The organism is Pseudomonas sp. MDV22-iso1, assembly GCF_058145095.1.
This window is the reverse complement of the sequence record NZ_JBYVMF010000002.1, coordinates 190,144-215,097: the sequence shown is the minus strand read 5'-3', so window position 1 is coordinate 215,097 and position 24,954 is coordinate 190,144. Positions and strand designations below refer to the sequence as shown.

The window sequence follows — 24,954 nt, the reverse complement described above, 5'->3', positions numbered from 1 at the left end:
CAAGGATAGCGTAGACAGGTGAAGTGACGTCCGTCACCGCGATCCACGCTAAGACTAGCGCGAGGGCCAAAAAGTGCCGCTGGAACGACGGCTAAATTTTCATCTGCCGGGCGTTTGGCGGCCCAGGCCCGCGTTGGCGAGGCATCGCCGTAGGGTTTGCTGATACACAATACGAACACCCCCTCTTCTTATAGTCGTTTTCCAGCGCCCGGAAGTGCGCTGATCCTTCTGTCCAACTGTAGACGGTTGCCGGGACGATATTGCTCAATCGAAAAATATCGTTGCGCAAATCACGACAACCCCTGATCCGAGTATGGACCGCTCTGAGAGAAAAAAACCTGTCGACCAGCGTCAACGACAGGATTGGCAACCCTGTTATTATCCGCGACAGCTTTCAACGTCACTTTTTTCCAGCCGATACGAGCGAATTCATGAGCACTGACAAGACCAATCAGTCCTGGGGCGGCCGCTTCAGTGAACCCGTCGACGCCTTCGTCGCCCGCTTCACCGCCTCCGTCACCTTCGACCAGCGCCTGTATCGCCACGACATCATGGGCTCGATCGCCCACGCAACCATGCTGGCCAAAGTCGGCGTGCTGACCGATGCCGAGCGCGACAGCATCACCGATGGCCTGAAAACCATTCAGGGTGAAATCGAGGCCGGCCAGTTCGACTGGCGCATCGACCTCGAAGACGTGCACATGAACATCGAAGCGCGCCTGACCGACCGGATCGGCGTGACCGGTAAAAAACTGCACACCGGCCGCAGCCGTAACGACCAGGTCGCTACCGATATCCGCCTGTGGCTGCGGGACGAAATCGACCTGATCCTGGCCGAGATCACTCGCCTGCAGCAAGGTTTGCTGGAACAAGCCGAACGCGAAGCCGGCAGCATCATGCCGGGCTTCACTCACCTGCAAACCGCCCAGCCAGTGACCTTCGGGCACCACATGCTGGCCTGGTTCGAGATGCTCAGCCGCGACTATGAGCGCCTGGTGGACTGCCGCAAGCGCACCAACCGCATGCCGCTGGGCAGCGCTGCACTCGCGGGCACCACCTACCCGATCGACCGTGAGTACACGGCTCAGCTGTTGGGCTTCGACGCGGTCGGCGGCAATTCTCTGGACAACGTGTCGGATCGCGACTTCGCCATCGAATTCTGCTCGGCTGCGAGTATCGCGATGATGCACTTGTCGCGATTCTCCGAAGAACTGGTCCTGTGGACCAGCGCCCAGTTCCAGTTCATCGATCTGCCAGACCGCTTCTGCACCGGCAGCTCGATCATGCCGCAAAAGAAAAACCCGGACGTTCCTGAGCTGGTGCGAGGCAAGACTGGCCGCGTATTCGGCGCCCTGATGGGCTTGCTGACCCTGATGAAAGGCCAGCCATTGGCCTACAACAAGGACAACCAGGAAGATAAAGAGCCGCTGTTCGATGCCGCCGACACGTTGCGCGACTCGCTGCGGGCGTTTGCCGACATGATCCCGGCGATCAAACCGAAACACGCGATCATGCGTGAAGCGGCGTTGCGCGGTTTCTCCACCGCGACCGACCTCGCCGACTACCTGGTTCGCCGTGGCCTGCCGTTCCGCGATTGCCACGAAATCGTTGGCCATGCCGTGAAGTACGGCGTGGAAAGCGGGAAAGACCTGGCGGAAATGAGCCTGGAAGAACTGCGCAAGTTCAGCGACCAGATTGACCAGGACGTGTTCGCGGTGCTGACCCTGGAAGGCTCGGTGAATGCCCGTGACCATATCGGCGGTACTGCGCCGGCGCAGGTCAAGAAGGCTGTGGCACGCGGTCAGGCACTACTCGCCAGCCGCTAAAAGCATCGCGGGCAAGCTCACTCCCACATTGGATTGATGGTGAACACCTTGAATCCAGTGTGGTATTGAGCCTGCTCGCGATGGCTGACTTCACAACACGGCAAAACTCATTTCTTGGACGCAACCATCGCCATAAACGCCGGCATCGCCGCGTCCTTGTCTTTCGCGATTCGCTGCACGTTCGGGTTCTGCTCCAAACGCTCCAGCAGCGCTTTCGCCGCCGGCATCTCAGCCAGCAGATCCAGATCAAACAGCTTCTTCGCCACCGCGCAAGCCAGCGGCACGCTGTACAGAAAATACAAATCCGCCACACTCAAGCTTTCCCCTGCGACATAAGGGGCGAACTTGCCATGCCTGCCCAACGAGGCGAATCCCAGCAGTAGCTCAGCCTTGGTCTTCTCCTTGATCGCATCCGGCAGGGGCATGCCAAAAAATGCCTCGCCGTAGGAGGCTCGCCCCGGGAGTTCGATGTACAGCTCGATTTCCTTGGCCAGGGCCAGCACCTGCGCCCGCTCAAAAGGATCGGTCGGTAACAGCGGCACGCCTGCCTGGCTTTGCTCGATGTATTCGAGAATCACACTGGTTTCATTGATGAAACCTTGCTCGACCTCCAGAACAGGTACCTTGCCACGCGGGCTGATCGCCAGCGCTTCGGGGCTGGTGCCCGCATAGAACGGTACTTCTTCAAACGGCAGCCCTTTTTCCAGCAGTGCCAGTTTGACCATGTTGTAGTAGTTGCTGACGGAAAATCCATAAAGCTTGAGCATCACAAAGCCTCCAGGCCGTGCGGGGTTGGCAGTGCCTGTTTTATAGAACGCCGAAGCTGTTTCTGCCAGCAGCATCACGACGCTGAATGCAGGTAAACTGCCCGTCTTAACTTGAGGAGCCTGCCATGAGCGAGCCAACTGATATCGAGATTGACGAAGAAGAGTTCGCCGAGAACACCCTGGTTGAAGCAATCGAAAACCAGATCGAAAGCGACAACCCGCCGGCGGCCAAAGCAACCTTCAACAAACTGACCCTGGTGGGTTACGAGCGTGAAGAAATCCTGAACTTGATGGCCCACGTATTGGCGGTAGAAATCGACGCAATCCTGGAAGAAGACCGCGCGTTCAATACCGAATGGTACGAAGCAGCGTTGCGTGCATTGCCGGAATTGCCGCCAGAAAAGAAGTAAGCCAATCCCCGTGTGGGCGCGGCAAATGCCCGCTCCCACACAGATTGTCACCAATCAAACCTGCCTTCCCCAAGACCCTGACTACACTGGTACGCACCCCGCTGCCGCCCTACCTGCCGGGGAATGCTGCCCCAGGTGAAAAACCCTGTCGCGAGCACTGGACATGCCGCACGAGTGGGATCACCTTAGGGGCGCTGTCGTCCAATTCCTAGAAAGTCTGGAGTCCTTATGTCGTTTACCCCTGAGTTGGTTGCCGAACTGGAAATCCTCGCACTCTTCCCCCTGGACAGCTCCCAGGAAGGTTTGAAAATCCATCAGACCGCTGCCCCGAAAGCCATCGCCGCTGCTCGACGCCTGTATGAGAAAGACCTGATCGACCAACCCGATGGCGGTTATCTGACCAGCCTGGGTCGTGACGCTGCGCAAAATGTGCAAACCGTACTGACGATTTTGAACGTAGAAGAAACTGCCTGATACGCACTGCATCGCCCACGGGAACCCCTGTCACGGGATTTCCGCGGGCCTGTTTCGTACCTGCCCTGTTATCTGCCGTCGCCCTGCGATAAAAATCTGACGCCAGAAATACAAAATCAGCTAAAAAGTCCCGGGACCGAGGCGCTAAACTGCCCCTCATCCTTGAGACCACCTACGTCCGTGCCTCGCGAGCCGGTTTGAGCTGACATGACCCGCAACCATGAAATCCGCCCCGACCTGGACGAAGGAATCGACCGCAAGGTATTGAGCCAGCTGCGCGCCCGTTTTCTGAAGCTCAACGAAGGCCGCATGGCCCGCGCCATGGAAGGTTTGTCGACCCGCCAACAAACCGTGCTGGCACTCCTGCCGCTGTTCTTCCACGTTAATCATCCGCTGCTGCCCGGTTATGTCTCCAGCAGTACACCGGCCGGTTTATCGAACTACGAACCTGAGGCCAATACCCTCGCAGAAGCCCAGCGCCTGACCCGATCGTTTTCCTACAAGCCGCGTCATGGCAGCAACCCGCCGCGACCGATTCACGGCCTGTTCCTGATGGGCAGCCTCGGCACGCTGGCTCAGGCTGATCAGAGCGATATGGACGTCTGGGTCTGCCACGCAACGGATCTCGGCGAGAACGAACTCAACGAGCTGCGCAAAAAATGCCAACTCCTGGAGGTCTGGGCGGCCAGCCAGGGTGCCGAGGCGCACTTCTTTTTAATCGACGCGCCGCGCTTTGTTCGCGGCGAGCGTGACACACAACTCAGCTCCGAGGATTGCGGCACAAGCCAGCACTACCTGTTGCTCGACGAGTTTTACCGCACCGCGATCTGGCTGGCCGGACGTACGCCGATCTGGTGGCTGGTGCCGGTCTACGAAGAAGCGAGTTACGACCGGTATACCCACACGCTGATGTCGAAGCGATTCATTCGCGCCGATGAAACGTTGGACCTCGGGCACTTGGCCTACATCCCTCCCGGCGAATTCATCGGTGCCGGGCTCTGGCAGCTGTTCAAGGGCATCGAATCGCCCTACAAATCAGTGCTCAAGCTGCTGTTGATCGAGGTCTACGCCAGCGAACACCCCAGGGTTCATTGCCTCAGCCTGCGTTTCAAGCAAGCGGTTTTCGCCAATCAGCTCGACCTGGACGAGCTGGACCCTTATGTCGTGGTCTACCGACGCATCGAGGAATACCTTACAGCCCGTGGCGAGCTGGAACGCCTGGAGTTGGTGCGCCGTGCGCTGTATTTGAAGGTCAATCGCAAGCTCACCGGCAGCAGCCGCACCCCGAGCTGGCAGCGTTCCCTGCTCGAACGCCTGGCCCGTGAATGGCAATGGGACGCTCGCCAGCTGGCCTTGCTCGATAGCCGTAGCCAGTGGAAAGTCCGCCAGGTCAGCGCTGAGCGGCGGGCGCTGGTGAGCGAGTTGAATTACAGCTACCGCTTTCTGACCCAATTCGCGCGCACTGAACAAACCGTCAGCCTGATTAACAAGCGTGACCTTAACGTACTGGGACGACGGTTGTACGCAGCGTTTGAGCGCAAGGCGAACAAGGTCGAATTCGTCAACCCGGGCATCGCACCGGACCTGGCCGAAGACACGCTCACCCTGGTGTACGCGGCGAACAAGAAAGAACCAGGACAAACCCAATGGGGCTTGTACAACGGCAGCCTGACTGCCCATGAGTGGGAGCATTTCGCCCCGATCAAGCGCAGCCGCCAATTGCTGGAACTGTTGACCTGGTGCCACCGTAACGGCGTGATCGACAGCAGCACCCGTCTGGCCTTGCATCCGGGCAGCAGCGATATGAGCGAGTTCGAGTTGTTCAACCTGCTCGGCAGCCTTCAACAGAGCATCGCCCTGCCCCTGACCACCGTCGCCGAAGAACCGCTGCTGCGCGCCAGCGTCCCCAGCGAGGTGCTGATTCTGGTCAACGTCGGCGTTGACCCGCTCAAGCACCATCGCGACCTGAACATTCTGATGACCACCGAACGCACCGACTCACTGAGTTACGCCGGTGTCCGGGAAAACCTGGTGTTAACCCTGGACCAGATCACGCTGAACAGCTGGAATGAAGTGCTGGTCAACCGCTTCGATGGCCCGCACGCGCTGCTCGACTGCCTGCGCGATTACCTCAACAACTTGCCGAACGGGCCGCGACAACCGAAGTTGCGCGTACGCTGTTTCTGCCATAACCGCGCGCAGTTCATTGCGCAGCGGGTTGAGGACATCCTCGACACTGCGCAGAACCTGCTGCTGAGCCAGCTCAATCATCGTTACCTGATTCAGGTGCAGCAGCATTACCACGTCATGGAACTGGTGCCCGGCCAGGTCAAGCACATCGCCCTCGCTACGCTACCGGCACTGGTCGACTACCTGGGTGCCGAGCGAACTCGCTACAGCCCGCTGCACCTGGATCCGATGGCGCTGGAAGACCAGGATCTGGCCTTGATTCTGCCGATGGGTCAGCCGGATTGTATCCAGGTGTTTTACCGGGTTCACGACGATCAGGCCGATGTGTACGTGCTGGATGAATTCGATGCCCTGTGGCAACAGCGATTGCCCTATCACGACGACCAAAGCTTGCTGGTGCCGGTGCAACGGTTCTTGCAGGCGATTCTTTATCGACGTGACGCGTTGCAGCCACTGAACACCGTTCAACCGATGGATATCATTTATTACCAATTGCTGCCATCGGGCCCGGTCAGGGCTCGCCGTGTTGAAGCACGACCCGCCCCACAAACCCCCGCCAACAAACCGTTTTACGACGTGCAGGCCATCGTCGGCAAAGCTGCGCCGGGGAAAGTGCACATCACCTTGTATTGCAATCAGCGGGAGTTTTCAGAGCTGGAACATGGCGACCAATTGTTCAAAGTGGTCGCCCGAGAGATTGTCGAGCAGCGACGCGAAACGGAGCGCTATCGCTGCTACATCACCGATCTGGACCTGACGGGCCTGCTCGGTGACGGGCAGAGCTCAAGCAATGTGTATCTGCGCTACAAGTCTGACCTGGAGCGCGCATTGAACGAGGCGCTCGAGCAGTTTTGAACGGTTTTACTCCGGGAAGTCGCCGCCATTGGCAGGCTGAGATTCGACTTCAAGCAGTGTCAGTTTCAGCGTTTTGCCACCAGGCGCTGGCCAATCGATGTGCTGCCCGACCTTGAGGCCGAGCAACGCGCTGCCAACAGGCGCCAGAATGGAGATCTTGCCTTCGTCGGCATTGGCATCCTTGGGATAGACCAACGTCAGGTGATAGTCCTTGCCGCTGCTTTCTTCACGGCAATGGACTTTGGAGTTCATGGTCACGACATCGGCGGGCACATCTTCGTGGCCGACCAGAGTATCGGCGCGATCCAGCTCGGTTTGCAGCGCGATAACGCCCGGCAGCGAGTCATCCAGGCTGTCGATCAGGCGCTCCAGACGTTGTACGTCCAGTCGGGTAAGGGTGATGGAAGGTGCGGTCATGATCAGGGCAGACTCCTTTCTTCTGCACGAAAAAAGCAAAACCCCGCCAGAAAAAGGCGGGGTTTTCACGAACCTCGATGAGTTGAGGTGTATCCGGACACTATCACAGCTCAATAAATATACAAGCCAGGGGCGACCACGGCCCGACGCGGATCATTACGCCAAGGTTTTGCGCTGTGCCGCCTGGGCGCAAATGACACGGCGACGGTCGTCGTCTGCCGAGCGCCATTCGCGAATGTCTTCGACATGGCGAAAACATCCCAGGCAGACCTTTTGCTCGTCCAGCCGACAGACACCGCTGCACGGCGAAGCCACCGCCGGGCTGACATTGCTGTAAAGCGGCTTGGGCGGACGAACAGGGGCGGGCTGGGTCACGATCTCACAAGCCTTCGAAATCAAGTTCGACACCGGCCTGCTGGACCACGATGCGCTCCAGCATTTCGCCTAGCTGCTCTTCGCTCTTGTCGCACATCCAGCGCTCGCTCTCGGCGTCGTAGTCAAAGTGAAAACCACCCGACACGGCCGCCAGCCACAACTGACGCAAAGGTTCCTGACGGCTGAAGATCAACTGGCTGCCATTTTCGAACTTCACGGTCAGTACACCGGCCGAACTTTCCAGGTCGATATCCAGGTCGCTCTCGTCGAAAATATCCTCCAGCGTTTGCTGGGTAGCATCGACCAGATCGTGGAAACGGGCTTCGGTCAAACTCATTACGGCAACCTCAAAAAGTGTCTGATCAGGCTCAAGCGCCGCACGATACGGCCGAGCCCCGGTGAATGCAAAGGATAACGCGGAACTTGTGGGAACGAGCCTGTGGCGAGGGGATTTAACGAAACGTCGCACCGCCCCGTTGGGTCGCGAAGCGGCCCTGATTTTCGGGCTCCGGTGTGTATCAGAAAAATCGCACTCACCGGTTTTGCGACTGCTTCGCAGCCGAACGGGGATAAATCACCTCGCCACAGGCCCGCTCCAACGGGGTTGCGCATAACTGACAGGCACCAAGCACAAGCCCCGCCGGACGGGAGCCCCGTCGCATAGGCAAGCTGACGGGTGGCCGGTATACTCCGGCGCAATTAAAGCATTTTCAAGGATTTCGCCATGAAGCGCCTGATCTCTTCCCTTGCTGCGCTCCTCGCGGTTGCCTGCCTGGTATCGGCCTGCGGTCAAAAAGGCCCGTTGTACCTGCCTGACGATAGCCAGGACCCGGTCGAGCAGGCCAAGTCGTCGCAGCAGCAGCCTGCATCCAAAGCACACAAGCACGACGTCTACTAAGGGAACGCCATGGACGCTTTTAACTACCGTGACGGTGAACTGTTCGCGGAAGGTGTTGCCCTGTCCGCCATCGCCGAGCGCTTTGGCACACCGACCTACGTTTACTCGCGCGCACACATCGAAGCCCAGTACCTGGCTTACGCCGATGCACTGGCCGGCATGCCGCACCTGGTCTGCTTTGCAGTCAAAGCCAACTCCAACCTGGGTGTACTGAATGTCCTGGCGCGCCTCGGCGCCGGTTTTGACATCGTCTCCCGTGGCGAGCTGGAACGTGTGCTGGCCGCTGGCGGCAGCGCTGACAAGATCGTGTTTTCCGGCGTCGGCAAGACCCGTGACGACATGCGTCGCGCCCTGGAAGTCGGCGTGCATTGCTTCAACGTCGAATCCACCGACGAACTGGAACGCCTTCAGGTCGTGGCCGCCGAGCTGGGCGTTCGCGCGCCGATCTCGCTGCGCGTCAACCCGGACGTCGATGCCGGCACTCACCCGTACATCTCTACCGGTCTTAAAGAAAACAAGTTCGGCATCGCCATCGCCGACGCCGAAGACGTGTACATCCGCGCCGCGCAACTGCCTAACCTGGAAGTGGTCGGCGTCGATTGCCACATCGGTTCGCAACTGACCACCCTGCCGCCGTTCATCGATGCACTCGACCGCCTGCTGGGCCTGGTCGACCGTCTCGGCGATTGCGGCATCTACCTGCGCCACATCGACCTCGGTGGTGGCCTGGGCGTGCGTTATCGCGATGAAGAGCCGCCACTGGCTGCCGACTACATCAAAGCCGTGCGCGAGCGTCTTGACGGTCGTGACCTGGCGCTGGTGTTCGAGCCGGGCCGCTTCATCGTCGCCAACGCCGGCGTGCTGCTGACCCAGGTCGAGTACCTCAAGCACACCGAACACAAAGACTTCGCCATCGTCGATGCGGCCATGAACGACCTGATCCGCCCGGCGCTGTACCAGGCCTGGATGGACGTCACCGCCGTGCGCCCTCGCGACTCCGCTGCACGTGCCTACGACATCGTCGGCCCGATCTGCGAGACCGGCGATTTCCTGGCCAAGGACCGTCAGCTTGCGCTGGAGGAAGGCGATCTGCTGGCTGTGCATTCGGCCGGCGCCTATGGGTTTGTCATGAGTTCCAACTACAACACTCGCGGCCGCGCCGCAGAAGTGCTGGTGGACGGTGATCAGGCATTTGAAGTGCGTCGCCGTGAGACGGTAGCCGAGTTGTTTGCTGGCGAAAGCCTGCTGCCGGAGTAAAACCATGCTGCTGCGTTTTACCAAGATGCACGGCTTGGGTAATGACTTCATGGTCCTCGACCTGGTCAGCCAGCACGCGCACATCCTGCCCAAGCATGCCAAGCAATGGGGCGATCGGCACACCGGTATCGGTTTTGACCAATTGCTGATTGTCGAAGCACCGAGCAATCCGGATGTGGATTTCCGTTATCGGATCTTCAATTCAGACGGCTCCGAAGTGGAACAGTGCGGCAACGGCGCGCGCTGTTTCGCCCGCTTCGTACTCGACAAGCGCCTGACCGCGAAACGGCAGATCCGCGTCGAGACCAAAAGCGGCATCATCGAACTGGATATCCGCAGCGACGGCCAGATTGGTGTGAACATGGGTGCGCCACGCCTGGTGCCGGCCGACATCCCGTTCGATGCGCCAGAACAGGCCGTGAGCTACCAGATCGATGTCGATGGCACGCCGGTCGAACTGGCCGCCGTGTCCATGGGTAACCCCCATGCGGTGCTGCGGGTCAGCGACATCAACAATGCGCCGGTGCATGAGCTGGGACCGAAAATCGAACACCACCCGCGCTTCCCGGCACGGGTCAATGTTGGTTTTCTTCAGGTCATCGACCGTAACCGCGCGCAACTGCGTGTCTGGGAACGCGGGGCCGGGGAAACCCAGGCTTGCGGAACCGGCGCGTGTGCGGCCGCAGTGGCCGCGATCAGCCAGGGGTGGATGGATTCGCCGCTATTGATCGACCTGCCCGGCGGGCGTCTGTCCATTGAATGGGCAGGCCCTGGCCAACCGGTGATGATGACCGGCCCGGCAGTTCGTGTTTACGAAGGACAAGTACGTCTTTGAGTGAGTCAAACCCATGACCGACAAGCCCCAGGTTCCCGCCCTACAGCCCGACGAATCCCCTTCCGAAAGCCTTGAGGCGGCGGCGATTGCCGCGTACCTGGAGGCTCATCCGGACTTTTTCGTCGCGCACGAAGAACTGCTACCGTCCTTGCGCATTCCGCATCAGCGAGGGGACACCATCTCGCTGGTCGAACGCCAGATGACCATCCTGCGCGACCGCAACATCGAGTTGCGTCACCGCCTCTCGCATTTGATGGACGTCGCCCGCGACAACGATCGCCTCTTCGACAAGACCCGCCGCCTGATACTCGCGCTGATGGACGCCAATAGCCTTGAAGACGTGGTGATCAGCGTCGAAGACAGCTTGCGCCAGGACTTCCAGGTGCCCTTTGTCAGCCTGATCCTGCTCGGTGACAACCCGATGCCGGTCGGCCGCTGGGTCACTCATGCCGACGCGCAGACAGCCATTGGCGGCCTGCTCTCGGAAGACAAAAGTGTCAGCGGCAGCCTGCGCGAGCATGAGCTGGACTTCCTGTTCGGTGAAGAGCAGCGCAAGCAGATCGGCTCCACCGCCGTCGTCGCCATCAGCTATCAAGGCATCCACGGTGTGCTCGCGATCGCCAGCCGCGACCCACAGCACTACAAGAGCTCCGTGGGTACGCTGTTCCTGAGCTACATCGCTGAAGTCATGGGTCGCGTGCTGCCACGGGTCAACAACTCCCTGCGCTCGGTACGTTAACCATGGAACGGCAACTGGACGCTTACTGCGAACACCTGCGCAGTGAGCGGCAGGTGTCGCCTCACACGCTGTATGCCTATCGCCGCGACCTCGACAAGGTTCTGGGCTGGTGCATCAAACAGAACATCAGTAGTTGGGCGGCCCTGGACATCCAGCGTCTGCGCGGCTTGATCGCTCGTTTACACTCTCAGGGCCAATCGTCCCGCAGCCTGGCGCGACTGCTGTCCGCAGTGCGCGGGCTGTACCATTATCTGAATCGCGAAGGCTTGTGCGACCACGATCCGGCCAACGGCCTGGCACCGCCCAAGGGTGAACGCCGTCTGCCCAAAACCCTCGATACTGACCGCGCGCTACAGCTGCTTGAAGGCGCGGTGGAGGATGATTTCCTGGCGCGTCGGGATCAGGCCATTCTGGAGCTGTTCTATTCTTCCGGGCTGCGACTTTCGGAGCTGACCGGCCTCAATCTCGATCAGCTGGACCTCGCTGACGGCATGGTTCAGGTCCTGGGCAAGGGCAGCAAGACGCGACTGTTGCCAGTGGGTAAAAAAGCCCGCGAAGCCTTGGAGCTGTGGCTCCCGTTGCGGGCCTTGACCAACCCGGCGGACGATGCGGTGTTTGTCAGCCAGCAAGGTCGGCGCCTGGGTCCGCGCGCGATTCAGGTACGGGTCAAGGCCGCCGGTGAACGCGAGCTGGGGCAGAACCTGCACCCACACATGCTTCGACATTCCTTTGCCAGCCACTTGCTGGAGTCCTCCCAGGACTTGCGCGCGGTGCAGGAATTGCTCGGCCATTCGGACATCAAGACGACGCAGATCTACACCCACCTGGACTTCCAGCACCTGGCGACGGTCTACGACAGTGCCCATCCACGGGCCAAACGCATTAAGGGCGATGATTCATGACTCTCCAACTGATCACCTTCGACCTCGACGACACGCTCTGGGACACCGCCCCGGTGATCATCAGCGCTGAAGCGATACTGCGCACCTGGCTCACCGATCATGCGCCCAACCTGGGCGCGGTGCCGGTGGAACATCTGTGGGCCATTCGCGAACGCATCCTGAGCATCGAGCCAAACCTCAAGCACCGCATCAGTGCCCTGCGTCGACGCGTGTTGTTCCAGGCGCTGGAAGAAGCCGGCTACCCTCACGCAGAGGCGTCTGAACTGGCCGATCAGAGTTTTGAAGTGTTCCTGCATGCCCGGCACCAGCTGGAAATCTTCCCTGAGGTGCAACCCACCCTGGAACTGCTGGCCAACCATTACGCTCTCGGCGTGGTCACCAATGGCAACGCTGACGTACGTCGTTTAGGGCTGGCGGACTACTTCAAGTTCGCGTTGTGCGCCGAAGACATCGGCATCGCCAAACCCGATGCCCGGTTATTTCATGAAGCCTTGCAGCGCGGTGGCGCCACGGCTGAGACGGCGGTGCACATCGGTGATCATCCGGGTGATGACATCGCGGGGGCACAGCAGGCTGGCTTGCGGGCGATCTGGTTTAATCCGGCGGGTAAAATCTGGGAGGCCGATCACTCGCCTGATGCCGAAATTCGCAGCCTGACCGAATTGCCGGCGTTGCTGGCTCGCTGGAACTCCCGACACCCGTCCTGATATCACCGATATCCCCTTGTAGGAGTGAGCCTGCTCGCGATTGCGGTGTGACATTCAGCATTTATGTTGCCTGACACACCGCAATCGCGAGCAGGCTCACTCCTACAGGGGATCGACGCAGGCCCAAGATTTTTGTTTCACCCATGAAAAAGCCCGCAGCGACGGCGGGCTTTTTCAGCAAGCAAGGGCAGACGCTTAGATAGGCCGGCTGCCGTACTTGTTATCAGGCTTCTTGGGAGGATCGGCGACCACATTGGCCTCCACTTCCTGCACCTTGCCGCCCTTGGCCAGGAACTCTTCCATGGCCCGCGCAAGCGCATCGCGCTCTTTATTCTTCGCTTCGACGCTCGGCAGCTCATCGACCGAAACCGCAGCCTTGGCTTTGCCTTTGGCGGTCGGAACGGGCGTTTCACCGCCATCGTCTTCAGCGACGTCTTCCGCCGCTGCTTCCAGACCTTCTTCGGTTTCGTCGTCGTCGCCTACTTCGAGGTCGTCGTTTTCCAGATCATCGTCGCTCATGTTCTACCTCATGACTTGCGAAAAGCAGATTAGTTATAGCCCAGCTTCACCGTCTGTCGACGGCTGCCAGAAAAAATTCCACCGCCATTGGTGACCAACGGCTTATGCCCCTTCACCGTGCAAGGTGGCGAGGACTTTACGGGCACCGCCATGATCACGGTGCTCGCCCAGATAAACGCCTTGCCAGGTGCCCAACGCCAGTCGGCCTGCCGAAATCGGCAAACTGAGCTGACAGCCAAGTACGCTGGCCTTGAAGTGCGCCGGGAGGTCGTCCAGGCCTTCGTCGTTATGCTCATAGCCGTCTGTTCCTTGTGGGATCAGACGATTGAAAAATCGTTCGAAGTCGCGACGTACCGCCGGATCGGCGTTCTCGTTGATGGTCAACGACGCCGAGGTATGCTGCAGCCACAAGTGCAACAGACCGACCCGACATGCCTTGAGTTCAGGCAAGCCGGCGAGTAACTCGTCCGTTACCAGATGAAAGCCTCGGGGCCTTGCCCGCAAGGTAATCAGAGTCTGTTGCCACATACAGTTCTCCGCACGTTCGGGGCGCATTCTAGCGCGCTCTGGGAAAAAACAAAGGCCCTAATATTCCTTCAACGTTGTAAGCGATTGGCCGTACAAAATTGCCTGTTGAAAAGGTGTCGAAAGCTGACAGAAAAAACCTTTCAGCCTCACCTTCAATGACAAATCCCGGACAAAAAAATGCCCGGCGAACCGGGCATTATTTTTGCGCGTACTTACAAGTTGTAGCCGCGTTCGTTGTGAAGTGCCAGATCGAGACCGACCGCTTCCTCTTCCTCGGTCACGCGCAGACCCATGACGGCATCCAGGACCTTGAGGATGATGAAGGTGACGATCGCGGTGTAGATCACCGTGAAGCCGACGCCTTTGCACTGAATCCAGACTTGTGCGGCAATGTCGGTCACAGTGCCGAAACCACCCAGGGACGGTGCGGCAAACACACCGGTCAGGATCGCGCCGAGGATACCGCCGATGCCGTGTACGCCAAATGCGTCCAGGGAATCGTCATAACCGAGTTTGCGTTTCAGCGTAGTCGCGCAGAAGAAGCACACGACGCCCGCTGCCAGACCAATCACCAGTGCACCCATCGGGCCCACAGTGCCAGCGGCAGGAGTAATTGCTACCAGACCGGCCACAACACCCGATGCAATACCCAGAGCACTTGGTTTGCCGTGAGTAATCCACTCAGCGAACATCCAGCCCAATGCAGCAGCAGCGGTTGCGATCTGGGTGACCAGCATCGCCATACCTGCAGTGCCGTTTGCTGCAGCAGCAGAGCCGGCGTTGAAACCGAACCAGCCTACCCACAGCATTGCAGCACCCATCAGCGTGTAACCGAGGTTGTGCGGCGCCATTGGCGTGGTCGGGAAGCCTTTGCGCTTGCCCAGTACCAGGCAGCAAATCAGACCAGCCACACCGGCGTTGATGTGCACAACGGTGCCGCCAGCGAAGTCCAGCACGCCCCAGTCCCACATCAGGCCACCGTTACCGGACCAGACCATGTGCGCGATCGGCGCATAAACCAGGGTGAACCAGATGCCCATGAAGATCAGCATGGCGGAGAACTTCATCCGCTCGGCGAAAGCACCGACGATCAACGCAGGGGTAATGATGGCGAAGGTCATCTGGAAGGTGATGAACACCGCCTCAGGAAACAGTGCCGCAGGACCGGTCAGGCTCGATGGCGTGACACCGGCGAGGAACGCCTTGCCCATGCCGCCAAAGAACGAGTTGAAGTTGACGACGCCCTGCTCCATGCCGGTAGTGTCGAACGCAATGCTGTAGCCATAAATGACCCACAGAATGCTGATCAGACCGGTAATGGCGAAGCACTGCATCATCACGGAAAGAATGTTTTTGGACCGAACCATGCCACCGTAGAACAGCGCGAGGCCGGGAATGGTCATGAACAGCACGAGGGCTGTCGAGGTCAACATCCAGGCGGTGTCGCCGGAGTTGAGGACTGGGGCCGCCACTTCGTCTGCCGCCATAGCCAGGCTGGGCATTACGAGGGACAACAGGGCTCCTAGCCCTGCGAATTTACGCAGAGTCATATTGTTTTCTCCTGGGGCGTTGGGTTTGTGGCGGCTTTTTTAGATTGCGTCGGTATCGGTTTCGCCGGTACGGATGCGAATCGCCTGTTCCAGATTAACCACGAAGATCTTGCCGTCACCGATCTTGCCGGTGTTGGCTGCCTTGGTTATCGCTTCGATAACCCGATCAAGATCCTTGTCGTCAATGGCGACGTCGATCTTCACCTTTGGCAGGAAATCGACCACGTATTCCGCGCCGCGATACAGCTCGGTGTGACCCTTCTGCCGACCGAAGCCTTTGACTTCAGTAACGGTAATGCCCTGCACGCCGATCTCGGACAGCGACTCGCGCACGTCGTCCAGTTTGAACGGCTTGATGATGGCAGTGACTAGCTTCATGAAAACTCTCTCCCGAATTGGTGGACTTGCCCCAGGAAAACAAACCCGACTCAAGTCTAAGCGCAGTGCCTGGCTTTGTAACGCATCGTCGGCCTTACCTGCCCGTCCGACGCCAGTTAACCGCTCCTGACGAAACACTTCCCCGTTCCGCTCGGCGCACTGCATTCGTCACAGCGACTGCATCAGTGCATGGGTCACTAGGCACTAAGCAGAAAGCTTGCCATCTCCACAAAAACGACTGAATTCAATCCCTTGGCCTCAGCGACCAGCCACTTCACCCGAATGGCCCGCTGTATACGCACAACAACGGTGCGATGCCGTCCGTCCGCATGCGCGAAAAGCGTGCACCCCTGGCATCGAGATTGACTATAGACACTGCGTGATACACTGCCCGTCATTGTTTCCAGGACCTTTCCCATGCTCGCGCCCAAAGACTTCCTCGACGCCCTGACAGGCACTGCCTCCCGCCTTTTCAGCGGCGACACCCCGCTGCCGAAAAGCGAAATCGAAAGCCAGTTCAAGGCGTTGTTGCAGAGCGGCTTCAGCAAGCTGGACCTGGTGAGCCGGGAAGAGTTTGATAGTCAGATGGTCGTGCTCGCACGCACTCGTGCACGGCTGGAAAGCCTTGAGGCGAAAGTCGCCGAGATGGAAGCGAAGCTGACCCCGCCAGCCGAATAAACGCTCCAAACCCTGTGGGAGCGGGCTTGCCCGCGATTGAAGGTCAGCACGACCTGTAGGAGCTGCCGCAGGCTGCGATCTTTTGATCTTGAAGCCTGCAAACATCCCGGCAACGTCCTACAAAATTCTCATCCGCCGTCCGATTGCGCCGCACAGCTCCGGTTCCTAAGCTCACCCACTGCTGAATGTTCAGCACTGGGTTTGGCGACCTGGAAGTTTAAGGAACGCGACGACCATCGACTCGAGTCATGGCGGTTGTGCGTGGGAGACCTTCGGGTCTGCCGGGTTCCTTTTGCTCCGGCTCGCCAACCCGCGCACAACTGCCACCCAATTGTTTGGCGACAATTACTGGCAGCCCTTTAGGCAAAAGGAGCTGTATCAATGAATTGCAATGACGATTATCTAACCCCGCACGTCTTCACCCGCCACAAACTCCACCTCCACGCCCTCCTCCTAGAAAATCAACCCTGGTTCAGCGCCCGCGACTTGGGCCGCCTCATCCGCCTCTACATCGACGAACGCACCCTTCGAAAACTCGACCCGGACCAACACCAATCCGCTCGAACGCTCATCCACGGCAGCCTGGAAAACACCCTGCTGATCAGCGAATCCGGCGTCTACGCACTGCTCGTCTACCACTACTGCCCCGAATACCGAAGCCTGCGCGAATGGCTCACCCACGACGTGGTGACAGCACTCCGAGACGCAGAGCAACCGACCTCAACCGAGCGACCGGTGCTGAGCCTGTTGAATTGGCCAGAGATGTCGTTGAGCTTGCTGCACTGGAACAACAAGCCGTGGATTCGACTGGAGGACGTGCCGCTCGTACTGCCTGATCAGGAGGTACCAAAAGCTTCGCTCAATAGACCGTGGTGGAAGCGAGCGTCGCAGGCCTTGCAATCACTATGAGTATTTGAAACTTATCCACGCCCAACTTCGAACTTACGCTGATCGTAGGTCGATTGGAGATCCAGCCAGAACTCGGGCGTGGTGTTCAGATGAATGGATAACTTCCTCGCGAAAGCAGCACTGACGCCACGCTGCTGCTTCACAAAGTCGCTCACTTCGGCTTCAGACTCGTTCATAGAGCGAGCAAAAGCCTCAGGCGAAATACTCAGCGGCCTCAAAAACTCTTCGCCAAGAATCTCACCAGGATGAATTGGGCGCATCCCGGTCCTCTTCATTCATGCCTCCTATTGCTGCGTTCGGCGAGATCATAAGCAGCCACCTTCGCCCGGCAAGTCCAGTTACGCTCTTTCACCGATGTCCTTCACCTATCTCGGCACAGTCCTACAAAAAGCAGCTCTCTCGCCTGATTTATCATTCCTCACCCGCTCTCTACGCTTCTCGGCTCGATATTCGATAGATGTTTGCAATGAGAAGAAAAGGGAAAGGCACGGACCTGCGTAACCAGACTTTTAAATCGGACGCAAGGAAGCTCACCTACAAAGCATTTATCAATCAAATCGCACCTCGCGCTTTAAAAATCGACGTAGCACCTGTGAGGTTTGAGCCGATTACCGCCGCAGCGATAGAGAAATGTCATTTATGGAAAGGAGCAGCAATCTATCCGTGGGATCACATCGCCGAGTGGAAGCGTAAAGATGCCAAGGGCTTGGATCTGGCCATTTGGTATGGGCAGAATCTGTGCGGCTTGTGTTATGCAACACCGAGAAGAAGCGCAATCTGTCTGAAAATAGTTCTTCTGCAGGGGGATCCAGACACAGCCCATCCTCTTCGTGGTGTGATAGCTCCAATCGCCATACTCGCCGCTGATTTCTATGCGCGTATGCTTGGATGCAAAGTGATTGAAATCCAGGAACCTGATCCGAACGTTATTTTTTATTATCGAGATCTCGGATTCGACTTTGACCAGAACAACCGCCTTGTCATGTTCTTGAACGACCAATAACATTCAAAAAACAACCCATCGCAGGAGGAGTGCATGAGCCCAAAAAAGCGAAAGGCGAAACTTTTACAAATTGTTGAGTTCCACGCTGAAGCCCGTCGCCTGGCTGGAAACTTATCGGCCAATCAACTGCGAATTATTGAAGTCGGCATCGCGCGCGGTAAAGAACTTGAGCCTGGTGGCTGGTTAGCTGGCGGACGAAGCTAATTTTTTATGAGAGAAACCGTATCCCGAAGGCGGTTTTTTTTTGCCTGCAGTTCAGGGAAGCTACTCGCAACATCCAGTGAAAGTTCGCCCGCGTAATCACCCCACCAAATCCCTGCTCTCCGACTACCCTTCAAAAACCCGCAGGAAGCGGCTCCCGTACAACTCAAGGAACGACCATGTCCCTCTCCATCGTCCACAGCCGTGCCCAGATTGGCGTGGAAGCACCTGCCGTGACCGTCGAAGTCCACCTCGCCAATGGCTTGCCATCACTGACAATGGTCGGCTTGCCTGAGGCAGCGGTGAAGGAAAGCAAGGACCGTGTACGCAGCGCGATCATCAATTCGGGGCTGCAATTTCCGGCGCGGCGCATCACGCTGAATCTCGCACCGGCAGATCTGCCCAAAGATGGCGGACGGTTTGATCTGGCGATTGCCTTGGGGATTCTTTCGGCCAGTGTCCAGGTGCCGGCGCTCACACTGGATGACATCGAGTGTCTGGGAGAGTTGGCGCTGTCGGGGGCAGTAAGGGCGGTGCGAGGCGTGCTACCGGCAGCACTGGCGGCGCGCAAGGCCGGGCGTTCGTTGATGGTGCCGCGGGCGAATGCCGAGGAGGCCTGTCTGGCGTCAGGGTTGAAGGTGATCGCGGTGGATCACCTGCTGGAAGCCGTTTCGCATTTCAATGGGCACCTGCCCATTGCGCCTTACGTTTCAGATGGCTTGATGCATGCCAGCAGGCCCTACCCGGATTTAAACGAGGTGCAGGGCCAAATGGCGGCCAAGCGTGCCTTGCTGATTGCCGCGGCGGGTGCGCATAACCTGTTATTCAGCGGACCTCCGGGGACGGGGAAGACGTTGCTCGCGAGCCGCCTGCCAGGCTTGCTGCCACCGCTGGCCGAGAGCGAAGCACTGGAAGTCGCGGCCATCAAGTCGGTGGTCAGTTGCGTCCCCTTGAGTCACTGGCCACAGCGCCCGTTCCGGCAGCCCCATCACTCGGCTTCCGGCCCTGCATTGGTCGGCGGCGGCTCGAAACCGCAACCCGGCGAAATCACCCTCGCCCATCACGGCGTACTGTTTCTGGACGAGCTTCCCGAGTTTGATCGCAAAGTATTGGAAGTGCTGAGGGAGCCGCTGGAGTCGGGACATATCGTGATCTCCCGGGCCAAAGACCGGGTGCGGTTTCCGGCTCGCTTCCAGTTGGTGGCGGCGATGAATCCTTGCCCCTGTGGATATCTTGGTGAGCCCACGGGCCGCTGCTCCTGCACGCCGGACATGATTCAACGCTATCGCAACAAGTTGTCAGGCCCGCTGCTGGATCGTATCGACCTGCACCTGACCGTCGCCCGGGAAGCCACTGCGTTGAATCCAGCGGCCAAACCTGGAGATGACACCGCAACGGCGGCCGCTCTGGTTGCCGAAGCTCGGGAGCGACAGCACAAGCGTCAGGGTTGCGCGAACGCGTTCCTCGATCTGCCGGGTTTGCGTGCTCACTGCACGTTATCCACAGCGGATGAAAGCTGGCTGGAGTCTGCCTGTGAGCGGTTGACGCTGTCGCTGCGCTCGGCTCATCGGCTGCTGAAGGTAGCGCGCACGTTGGCGGACCTTGAGCAGGTCGACGAGATTACGCGCGGGCATTTGGCGGAGGCGTTGCAGTATCGACCGGCGACTCAGTAAATGCTGAAACCGAGTCGTCCCCATCGCGAGCAGGCTCACTCCCACAGGGTTTTTGTTGTTTACAAAATTTGCGAACGGCGCACACCCTGTGGGAGTGAGCCTGTTCGCGATGGCGATCTCAGAGGCGACTCACCGAAACCGGTCAACCTCGGAACGCAATTCTGCTGCCAGGCTCTCCAGCTCTTTGGCCGTCACCGCCAGGTTCGACACCACTTCGCGCTGCTCACTGTTCGCCAAGGCAATGCTTTGCAGGTTGCTACTCAGCAACGTTGCCGTGCTGCTCTGCTCCTGGGTCGCCGTGGTGATGGCAGCAAACTGCTGACCCGCCGAGCGGCTCTGCTCATCGATCCGCGCCAGCGCCGTGGCGACATTGGCGTTACGTGACAAGCCTTCCTGCATCAGCACATTGCCCTGTTCCATGGTGCTGATGGCGTTGCCCGTCTCTTGCTGGATGCTTTGGATCATCACCGAAATTTCATCCGTGGCCTGACGCGTACGCGAAGCCAGATTGCGAACTTCATCCGCCACCACTGCGAATCCACGGCCCTGCTCACCGGCACGGGCAGCTTCGATCGCCGCGTTCAGCGCCAGCAGGTTGGTCTGTTCGGCGATCGAAGTAATGACCCCGACGATGCCGCCGATTTCCTGTGAACGCTGACCCAAGGTGTTTATAACGGTCGCGGTACTGTTCAGTGCGCCAGCGATTTGTTCCAGAGACGAGGACGCTTCCTCCATCGATGTACGACCTATCCGCGTTTGTTGTGCGTTCTCTTGAGCCAGGCGCTGGGTGCTGCCCATGTTGTCGGCAATGTTCAACGAGGTCGCACTGAACTCCTCCACCGCGCCGGCCATGCTGGTGATTTCGCCCGACTGCTGCTCCATTCCTTCGTACGCGCCGCCAGATAACCCGGACAACGCCTGCGCGCGCCTGTTGACCTCTTCCGAGGCTTTGCGGATGTGTTCCACCATGGTCGACAGTGCCTGACTCATCTGATTGAAAGCCCGGGCCAACTGACCGATTTCGTCGTGGCTCGACACGTTCAGGCGCACGCTCAAATCACCTGCACCCAAGGCTTCGGCCTGACGCACCAGATCGCCCAGCGGCGCGAGCTTGCTACGCAACAGCCAGACTGCCGAACCCACCGCAATCAACATGGCCAGCAGGCTGCCAATTGCCAATCGAATCCCGACGCTCCAGGTCACCGCGTTGATTTCAGCTTTCGGCATGCTCGCGACCACCGACCAGGGGCCGCCCTCAAACGGCACCGCCACGCTGTAGAACGCTTCGGACTTGTCGCTCCAGAAATCGCCCGTTCCCGGTGTCTTGGACAGTGCAAGGATGGCCGGAACGGCCTGATCCAGCGCTTGCACGCCAGCGATCGGCACCAGCCACTTGCCCTGCTCATCCAGCAACGCCAACGAGCCGGTTTGACCAATACGGAAACGCTTGAGGTTGGCAAATTGCGCATTCTGCGCATCGGTGTAATCGAATCCTACAAACAGCACGGCAATGACCTTGCCGCCACTGTCACGTACGGGGGTGTACTGCGTCATGTAGGACCGTTCGAAGAGCAAGGCACGACCGACGTAGCTCTGCCCCGCCATCAGGCGTGCATAAGCCGGATGCGCGTGATCGAGCAGCGTACCGATGGCCCGCGTGCCGTCCTGTTTGCTCAGGGACGTACTGACGCGGATAAAGTCATCGCCGTTGCGCACGAACAACGTGGCGACGCCGGCAGTCATTTGCTTGAACTCGTCCACTTCGCTGAAGTTGTTGTTCAGCACTTCGCTGCCCAGGTGCAGGCCGGGAGTCTGTACGCCGGCCACTGTCACCGGCTCATCAGGATGCAGGCTAAGGCCGACGCTGAAACGCTTTTCGAACAATCCGCTGAGGCGCTGGGTGCTTTCGCGCAACGTACCGTGGAAGGTGCTCAACTGATCGGCCAGCAGCCGGGCTTCACTGGCCAGATGTTCTTCGCGGGTGGCGAGGTTGGCTGTATCCAGCGAGCGCAACGCGAACAGCGTACTGCCGCTGATGACCACCGCCAGTATCACGGCCAGCGCTAGCCCCAGTTGTGAGGCGATCCGGGCACGAGGTTGAGACATGACTGCTCCTGGCCGAGTGACCGGATCATCCTGATCGCGACGCACACTCAGCAAAATTTCTAATAATGGGAATTCGGTCGAACCTGCACGAAGGTTCCACCTGCAGACTTTCGGCGGCAAAGCTGAATACTTGAGTGATTCACCGGGAGATAGCTCAAAGCCGTCATTGCGACGGCTCTATCGATTCAGCTCAAATGCTCGACATCGGGCAACTCCATTGCCCGAACTTCGCCTTGCAGGAAATCACTGAGTCGGCGCATTCGTTCGCCGCCGGGGCGGGTTTTCGGCCAGACCAGGTAATATTTCTCACCGCTGGCGACAGCCGTCGGCCACGGCAAACTCAGGCGCCCTTGCGCCACATCCTCGGCCACCATCAGCAGATCGCCCATCGACACACCGTACCCGCGCGCAGCGGCGATCATGCCCAGCTCCAGCGTATCGAACACCTGCCCACCCTTGAGCGACACCTGATCGGCCATATCCATGCGTTCCAGCCAGTTGCGCCAGTCGCGACGATCCGGGGTCGGGTGCAGCAATTCAGTGTTGGCCAGGCGCGTGACATCCCAGGGTTGATCGTTCAAAAGGTTCGGCGCGCCGACCGGGATCAACTCTTCCGGAAACAGGTAGCTCGCCTCCCAGTCAGGCGGGAAATGCCCGTTGCTCAGCAATACGGCGCAGTCGAAGGGCTCGTCGTTGAAATCCACCGAGTCGACGTCCATCCAGGCGCTGGTCAGCTGCACTTCATTGCCCGGTTGCAGGTGACGGAAGCGACTCAGTCGTGCCAACAGCCAGCGCATCGTCAAGGTCGAGGGGGCCTTCATGCGCAAGACGTCGTCTTCCGCGCGCAAGGTATTGCACGCCCGTTCAAGCGCAGTGAAGCCTTCGCGAATCCCCGGCAATAGCAAACGGGCTGATTCGGTCAACTGCAGGTTTCGGCCACTGCGGTGAAACAGTCGACAGGCAAAATGCTCTTCGAGCGTACGAATGTGCCGACTGACAGCGCTCTGCGTGATCGACAGCTCTTCTGCGGCTCGGGTGAACGAACTGTGGCGCGCTGCTGCTTCGAATGCGCGAAGGGCATACAAGGGAGGAAGACGACGGGACATCGGGAACGCTCCTTCAACTGCGCAACATGAACCAGACGCAAACTATTCTGCATGAGTTTAAATCATGCGACCCATCCTTTTTATCCCTTTGTGCAATCCCCTGAGAGCGCCGAGAATCGACGGTCTACTGTTCCCCTTGAAAATTGAGCGTGATGATCATGAAGCATCCAGCACGTGTTGAACTCTGGGCCATTCTGCGGCTGGCGGGGCCGTTGATTGCCTCACAGTTGGCGCACATGCTGATGGTTCTTACCGATACGTTGATGATGGCCCGCCTCAGCCCCGAGGCGCTGGCCGGCGGCGGTCTGGGGGCGGCGGCCTATTCCTTCGTGGCGTTTTTCTGCATCGGTGTAATTGCTGCGGTCGGCACCCTGGTGTCTATCCGCAAAGGTGCAGGCGATACCGTTGGGGCGGCGCGACTGACCCAGGCGGGGTTGTGGCTGGCGTGGTTGATGGCGCTGGTGGCGGGCTTGCTGTTGTGGAACCTCAAGCCGGTGTTGTTGCTGTTCGGTCAGACCGAAACCAACGTCCAGATGGCTGGGCAGTTTCTGTTGATCCTGCCGTTCGCCCTGCCCGGCTATCTGAGCTTCATGGCCCTGCGCGGTTTCACCAGTGCGATCGGCCGGGCGACGCCCGTCATGGTCATCAGCCTCGCCGGTACGGTCGCTAACTTTCTGCTCAACTATGCGTTGATCACCGGCATGTTTGGCTTGCCGAAATTGGGCCTGGTCGGGATCGGACTGGTCACGGCCATTGTCGCCAACCTCATGGCAGTGGCACTCGCGTTGCACATCCGCCGGCATCCCGCGTACGACGCTTATCCGTTGCGCGCGGGCCTGTCGCGGCCCAATCGTCAGTACCTCAAAGAGCTTTGGCGCCTGGGCCTGCCCATTGGCGGCACCTATGCGGTGGAAGTCGGGCTATTTGCCTTTGCCGCGCTGTGCATGGGCACCATGGGAAGCACGCAATTGGGGGCGCATCAGATCGCGCTGCAAATCGTTTCGGTGGCGTTCATGATTCCGGCGGGACTCTCCTATGCGATCACCATGCGCATCGGCCAGCATTACGGCGCAGGGCAACTGCTGGATGCGCGGTTGGCAGGCAGGGTCGGCCTGGCCTTCGGAGCGATAGCGATGCTGGGTTTCGCGATGGTGTTCTGGCTGCTGCCAAATCAGTTGATTGGTTTGTTTCTGGACCACAACGACCCGGCGTTTCGCCCGGTCATTGAGCTCGCCGTGAGTCTGCTGGCGGTGGCGGCGTGGTTCGAGCTGTTCGACGGTACGCAAACCATTGCCATGGGCTGCATCCGTGGGCTCAAGGACGCCAAGACCACATTCCTTGTCGGACTGGGTTGCTATTGGCTGATCGGTGCACCGGCCGCTTGGTGGATGGCCTTCCATTTGGACTGGGGGCCGACGGGAGTCTGGTGGGGTTTGGCGCTGGGCCTGGCTTGCGCGGCGGTGGGTCTGACGCTGGCGTTTGAATGGAAGATGAAGCGGATGATCCGGCGGGAGCCGTCTTCGGCGGAAAGTTTCCAGATCGCCCAGCCTGACTGAAGTTTCCTGTAGGAGCGAGCCTGCTCGCGATGAGGTCGTATCAGTTAACATCAATGCCACTGATACATCGCTATCGCGAGCAGGCTCGCCCCCAC

Annotated in this window: 27 protein-coding genes; 16 read left to right on the top strand and 11 right to left on the bottom strand. The window is 59.1% G+C overall.

Going from position 1 to position 24,954, the window contains the following annotated elements; translation table 11 throughout:
* The first annotated feature begins 431 nt into the window (after nt 1-431).
* Complete coding sequence (gene argH, locus AC3ZVB_RS03325) at nt 432-1,826, top strand: argininosuccinate lyase (protein ID WP_194690953.1); 1,395 nt, start codon at nt 432-434, stop codon at nt 1,824-1,826.
* Nucleotides 1,827-1,933: 107 nt separating this feature from the next.
* Here the strand turns inward: argH and AC3ZVB_RS03320 are convergent, their stop codons facing one another.
* Nucleotides 1,934-2,593 carry a glutathione S-transferase family protein gene (locus AC3ZVB_RS03320; protein WP_490145769.1) on the bottom strand — a complete coding sequence of 220 codons (660 nt, stop codon included), beginning with the start codon at nt 2,591-2,593 and terminating at the stop codon, nt 1,934-1,936.
* Nucleotides 2,594-2,718: 125 nt separating this feature from the next.
* Between AC3ZVB_RS03320 and AC3ZVB_RS03315 the strand changes: the two genes are divergently transcribed.
* The 3 genes from AC3ZVB_RS03315 to AC3ZVB_RS03305 all read left to right on the top strand — a co-directional run bounded on the left by AC3ZVB_RS03315 (nt 2,719) and on the right by AC3ZVB_RS03305 (nt 6,522).
* Nucleotides 2,719-3,003 carry a hypothetical protein gene (locus AC3ZVB_RS03315; RefSeq protein WP_008150274.1) on the top strand — a complete coding sequence of 95 codons (285 nt, stop codon included), beginning with the start codon at nt 2,719-2,721 and terminating at the stop codon, nt 3,001-3,003.
* A gap of 228 nt (nt 3,004-3,231) precedes the next feature.
* On the top strand, nt 3,232-3,477 hold the full coding sequence (locus AC3ZVB_RS03310; protein ID WP_162436692.1) for a TIGR02647 family protein: 246 nt from the start codon (nt 3,232-3,234) through the stop codon (nt 3,475-3,477).
* A gap of 207 nt (nt 3,478-3,684) precedes the next feature.
* A complete protein-coding gene (locus AC3ZVB_RS03305; RefSeq protein WP_490145768.1) occupies nt 3,685-6,522 on the top strand; it encodes a class I adenylate cyclase in 2,838 nt (945 codons plus the stop codon).
* A gap of 6 nt (nt 6,523-6,528) precedes the next feature.
* Here AC3ZVB_RS03305 and rnk read toward each other — a convergent pair whose 3' ends face one another.
* The 3 genes from rnk to cyaY all read right to left on the bottom strand — a co-directional run bounded on the left by rnk (nt 6,529) and on the right by cyaY (nt 7,651).
* Entirely contained in the window at nt 6,529-6,939 is a 411-nt protein-coding gene (gene rnk, locus AC3ZVB_RS03300; RefSeq protein WP_162436690.1) for a nucleoside diphosphate kinase regulator, read from the bottom strand.
* 156 nt (nt 6,940-7,095) lie between these two features.
* Nucleotides 7,096-7,314 (bottom strand): DUF1289 domain-containing protein, encoded by a 219-nt coding sequence (locus tag AC3ZVB_RS03295; protein WP_194690950.1) that lies wholly within the window; start codon nt 7,312-7,314, stop codon nt 7,096-7,098.
* A 4-nt stretch (nt 7,315-7,318) separates the two neighbouring features.
* Complete coding sequence (gene cyaY, locus AC3ZVB_RS03290; RefSeq protein WP_162436688.1) at nt 7,319-7,651, bottom strand: iron donor protein CyaY; 333 nt, start codon at nt 7,649-7,651, stop codon at nt 7,319-7,321.
* A 387-nt stretch (nt 7,652-8,038) separates the two neighbouring features.
* On the opposite strand from cyaY, the gene lptM reads away from it, so the two are divergent.
* The 6 genes from lptM to AC3ZVB_RS03260 are packed head-to-tail and all read left to right on the top strand — an operon-like array spanning nt 8,039 to nt 12,652.
* Nucleotides 8,039-8,212, top strand: coding sequence for an LPS translocon maturation chaperone LptM (lptM, locus tag AC3ZVB_RS03285; protein ID WP_162436687.1), 174 nt, complete (start codon nt 8,039-8,041; stop codon nt 8,210-8,212).
* A gap of 9 nt (nt 8,213-8,221) precedes the next feature.
* The gene (lysA, locus tag AC3ZVB_RS03280) at nt 8,222-9,469 is read left to right on the top strand and encodes a diaminopimelate decarboxylase (protein ID WP_052964521.1); all 1,248 of its coding nucleotides are present in this window, start codon (nt 8,222-8,224) and stop codon (nt 9,467-9,469) included.
* 4 nt (nt 9,470-9,473) lie between these two features.
* Nucleotides 9,474-10,304, top strand: a complete 831-nt coding sequence (dapF, locus tag AC3ZVB_RS03275; RefSeq protein WP_194690948.1) for a diaminopimelate epimerase — start codon at nt 9,474-9,476, stop codon at nt 10,302-10,304.
* Nucleotides 10,305-10,317: 13 nt separating this feature from the next.
* The gene (locus AC3ZVB_RS03270; protein WP_162436685.1) at nt 10,318-11,043 is read left to right on the top strand and encodes a DUF484 family protein; all 726 of its coding nucleotides are present in this window, start codon (nt 10,318-10,320) and stop codon (nt 11,041-11,043) included.
* A 2-nt stretch (nt 11,044-11,045) separates the two neighbouring features.
* Complete coding sequence (gene xerC / locus AC3ZVB_RS03265) at nt 11,046-11,945, top strand: tyrosine recombinase XerC (protein ID WP_162436684.1); 900 nt, start codon at nt 11,046-11,048, stop codon at nt 11,943-11,945.
* Nucleotides 11,942-12,652: an HAD family hydrolase gene (locus AC3ZVB_RS03260; RefSeq protein WP_162436683.1), complete on the top strand. Its 711-nt coding sequence runs from the start codon at nt 11,942-11,944 to the stop codon at nt 12,650-12,652. Before xerC ends, AC3ZVB_RS03260 begins: the two co-directional genes overlap by 4 nt.
* Nucleotides 12,653-12,847: 195 nt before the next feature.
* Here the strand turns inward: AC3ZVB_RS03260 and sutA are convergent, their stop codons facing one another.
* The 4 genes from sutA to glnK all read right to left on the bottom strand — a co-directional run bounded on the left by sutA (nt 12,848) and on the right by glnK (nt 15,627).
* Entirely contained in the window at nt 12,848-13,171 is a 324-nt protein-coding gene (gene sutA, locus AC3ZVB_RS03255; RefSeq protein WP_094470027.1) for a dormancy-specific transcriptional regulator SutA, read from the bottom strand.
* Between the two features lie 102 nt (nt 13,172-13,273).
* Entirely contained in the window at nt 13,274-13,699 is a 426-nt protein-coding gene (locus AC3ZVB_RS03250) for a secondary thiamine-phosphate synthase enzyme YjbQ (protein ID WP_046818495.1), read from the bottom strand.
* A gap of 212 nt (nt 13,700-13,911) precedes the next feature.
* Nucleotides 13,912-15,249: an ammonium transporter gene (locus AC3ZVB_RS03245; protein WP_162436682.1), complete on the bottom strand. Its 1,338-nt coding sequence runs from the start codon at nt 15,247-15,249 to the stop codon at nt 13,912-13,914.
* Nucleotides 15,250-15,288: 39 nt separating this feature from the next.
* Nucleotides 15,289-15,627, bottom strand: coding sequence for a P-II family nitrogen regulator (gene glnK, locus AC3ZVB_RS03240; RefSeq protein WP_002555808.1), 339 nt, complete (start codon nt 15,625-15,627; stop codon nt 15,289-15,291).
* Between the two features lie 417 nt (nt 15,628-16,044).
* Between glnK and AC3ZVB_RS03235 the strand changes: the two genes are divergently transcribed.
* Both AC3ZVB_RS03235 and AC3ZVB_RS03230 read left to right on the top strand, forming a co-directional pair.
* Nucleotides 16,045-16,305 (top strand): accessory factor UbiK family protein, encoded by a 261-nt coding sequence (locus tag AC3ZVB_RS03235; RefSeq protein WP_194690945.1) that lies wholly within the window; start codon nt 16,045-16,047, stop codon nt 16,303-16,305.
* 381 nt (nt 16,306-16,686) lie between these two features.
* Complete coding sequence (locus tag AC3ZVB_RS03230) at nt 16,687-17,214, top strand: BRO-N domain-containing protein (protein ID WP_490145767.1); 528 nt, start codon at nt 16,687-16,689, stop codon at nt 17,212-17,214.
* 11 nt (nt 17,215-17,225) lie between these two features.
* Here AC3ZVB_RS03230 and AC3ZVB_RS03225 read toward each other — a convergent pair whose 3' ends face one another.
* The gene (locus tag AC3ZVB_RS03225; protein ID WP_490145766.1) at nt 17,226-17,489 is read right to left on the bottom strand and encodes a HigA family addiction module antitoxin; all 264 of its coding nucleotides are present in this window, start codon (nt 17,487-17,489) and stop codon (nt 17,226-17,228) included.
* Nucleotides 17,490-17,680: 191 nt separating this feature from the next.
* Between AC3ZVB_RS03225 and AC3ZVB_RS03220 the strand changes: the two genes are divergently transcribed.
* From AC3ZVB_RS03220 to AC3ZVB_RS03210, 3 genes are all read left to right on the top strand, one after another.
* A complete protein-coding gene (locus AC3ZVB_RS03220) occupies nt 17,681-18,217 on the top strand; it encodes an N-acetyltransferase (RefSeq protein ID WP_490145765.1) in 537 nt (178 codons plus the stop codon).
* Between the two features lie 33 nt (nt 18,218-18,250).
* Complete coding sequence (locus AC3ZVB_RS03215; protein ID WP_490145764.1) at nt 18,251-18,421, top strand: hypothetical protein; 171 nt, start codon at nt 18,251-18,253, stop codon at nt 18,419-18,421.
* Nucleotides 18,422-18,597: 176 nt separating this feature from the next.
* Entirely contained in the window at nt 18,598-20,091 is a 1,494-nt protein-coding gene (locus tag AC3ZVB_RS03210; RefSeq protein ID WP_490145763.1) for a YifB family Mg chelatase-like AAA ATPase, read from the top strand.
* Nucleotides 20,092-20,220: 129 nt separating this feature from the next.
* Here the strand turns inward: AC3ZVB_RS03210 and AC3ZVB_RS03205 are convergent, their stop codons facing one another.
* Together AC3ZVB_RS03205 and AC3ZVB_RS03200 are read right to left on the bottom strand one after the other, a co-directional pair.
* Nucleotides 20,221-22,197 carry a methyl-accepting chemotaxis protein gene (locus AC3ZVB_RS03205; protein ID WP_490145762.1) on the bottom strand — a complete coding sequence of 659 codons (1,977 nt, stop codon included), beginning with the start codon at nt 22,195-22,197 and terminating at the stop codon, nt 20,221-20,223.
* Between the two features lie 185 nt (nt 22,198-22,382).
* Nucleotides 22,383-23,303 carry a LysR substrate-binding domain-containing protein gene (locus tag AC3ZVB_RS03200; RefSeq protein WP_194690940.1) on the bottom strand — a complete coding sequence of 307 codons (921 nt, stop codon included), beginning with the start codon at nt 23,301-23,303 and terminating at the stop codon, nt 22,383-22,385.
* Between the two features lie 158 nt (nt 23,304-23,461).
* Between AC3ZVB_RS03200 and AC3ZVB_RS03195 the strand changes: the two genes are divergently transcribed.
* Nucleotides 23,462-24,859: a NorM family multidrug efflux MATE transporter gene (locus AC3ZVB_RS03195; RefSeq protein ID WP_162436676.1), complete on the top strand. Its 1,398-nt coding sequence runs from the start codon at nt 23,462-23,464 to the stop codon at nt 24,857-24,859.
* The last annotated feature ends 95 nt before the right edge of the window (nt 24,860-24,954 follow it).

Excerpts from the sequence above, each read along its gene's own strand:
- argH (WP_194690953.1), top strand. The coding sequence starts at position 432 with ATGAGCACTGACAAGACCAATCAGTCCTGGGGCGGCCGCTTCAGTGAA.
- AC3ZVB_RS03320 (WP_490145769.1), bottom strand. The coding sequence starts at position 2,593 with ATGCTCAAGCTTTATGGATTTTCCGTCAGCAACTACTACAACATGGTC.
- AC3ZVB_RS03315 (WP_008150274.1), top strand. The coding sequence starts at position 2,719 with ATGAGCGAGCCAACTGATATCGAGATTGACGAAGAAGAGTTCGCCGAG.
- AC3ZVB_RS03310 (WP_162436692.1), top strand. The coding sequence starts at position 3,232 with ATGTCGTTTACCCCTGAGTTGGTTGCCGAACTGGAAATCCTCGCACTC.
- AC3ZVB_RS03305 (WP_490145768.1), top strand. The coding sequence starts at position 3,685 with ATGACCCGCAACCATGAAATCCGCCCCGACCTGGACGAAGGAATCGAC.
- rnk (WP_162436690.1), bottom strand. The coding sequence starts at position 6,939 with ATGACCGCACCTTCCATCACCCTTACCCGACTGGACGTACAACGTCTG.
- cyaY (WP_162436688.1), bottom strand. The coding sequence starts at position 7,651 with ATGAGTTTGACCGAAGCCCGTTTCCACGATCTGGTCGATGCTACCCAG.
- lptM (WP_162436687.1), top strand. The coding sequence starts at position 8,039 with ATGAAGCGCCTGATCTCTTCCCTTGCTGCGCTCCTCGCGGTTGCCTGC.
- lysA (WP_052964521.1), top strand. The coding sequence starts at position 8,222 with ATGGACGCTTTTAACTACCGTGACGGTGAACTGTTCGCGGAAGGTGTT.
- dapF (WP_194690948.1), top strand. The coding sequence starts at position 9,474 with ATGCTGCTGCGTTTTACCAAGATGCACGGCTTGGGTAATGACTTCATG.
- AC3ZVB_RS03270 (WP_162436685.1), top strand. The coding sequence starts at position 10,318 with ATGACCGACAAGCCCCAGGTTCCCGCCCTACAGCCCGACGAATCCCCT.
- xerC (WP_162436684.1), top strand. The coding sequence starts at position 11,046 with ATGGAACGGCAACTGGACGCTTACTGCGAACACCTGCGCAGTGAGCGG.
- AC3ZVB_RS03260 (WP_162436683.1), top strand. The coding sequence starts at position 11,942 with ATGACTCTCCAACTGATCACCTTCGACCTCGACGACACGCTCTGGGAC.
- sutA (WP_094470027.1), bottom strand. The coding sequence starts at position 13,171 with ATGAGCGACGATGATCTGGAAAACGACGACCTCGAAGTAGGCGACGAC.
- AC3ZVB_RS03250 (WP_046818495.1), bottom strand. The coding sequence starts at position 13,699 with ATGTGGCAACAGACTCTGATTACCTTGCGGGCAAGGCCCCGAGGCTTT.
- AC3ZVB_RS03245 (WP_162436682.1), bottom strand. The coding sequence starts at position 15,249 with ATGACTCTGCGTAAATTCGCAGGGCTAGGAGCCCTGTTGTCCCTCGTA.
- glnK (WP_002555808.1), bottom strand. The coding sequence starts at position 15,627 with ATGAAGCTAGTCACTGCCATCATCAAGCCGTTCAAACTGGACGACGTG.
- AC3ZVB_RS03235 (WP_194690945.1), top strand. The coding sequence starts at position 16,045 with ATGCTCGCGCCCAAAGACTTCCTCGACGCCCTGACAGGCACTGCCTCC.
- AC3ZVB_RS03230 (WP_490145767.1), top strand. The coding sequence starts at position 16,687 with ATGAATTGCAATGACGATTATCTAACCCCGCACGTCTTCACCCGCCAC.
- AC3ZVB_RS03225 (WP_490145766.1), bottom strand. The coding sequence starts at position 17,489 with ATGAAGAGGACCGGGATGCGCCCAATTCATCCTGGTGAGATTCTTGGC.
- AC3ZVB_RS03220 (WP_490145765.1), top strand. The coding sequence starts at position 17,681 with ATGAGAAGAAAAGGGAAAGGCACGGACCTGCGTAACCAGACTTTTAAA.
- AC3ZVB_RS03215 (WP_490145764.1), top strand. The coding sequence starts at position 18,251 with ATGAGCCCAAAAAAGCGAAAGGCGAAACTTTTACAAATTGTTGAGTTC.
- AC3ZVB_RS03210 (WP_490145763.1), top strand. The coding sequence starts at position 18,598 with ATGTCCCTCTCCATCGTCCACAGCCGTGCCCAGATTGGCGTGGAAGCA.
- AC3ZVB_RS03205 (WP_490145762.1), bottom strand. The coding sequence starts at position 22,197 with ATGTCTCAACCTCGTGCCCGGATCGCCTCACAACTGGGGCTAGCGCTG.
- AC3ZVB_RS03200 (WP_194690940.1), bottom strand. The coding sequence starts at position 23,303 with ATGTCCCGTCGTCTTCCTCCCTTGTATGCCCTTCGCGCATTCGAAGCA.
- AC3ZVB_RS03195 (WP_162436676.1), top strand. The coding sequence starts at position 23,462 with ATGAAGCATCCAGCACGTGTTGAACTCTGGGCCATTCTGCGGCTGGCG.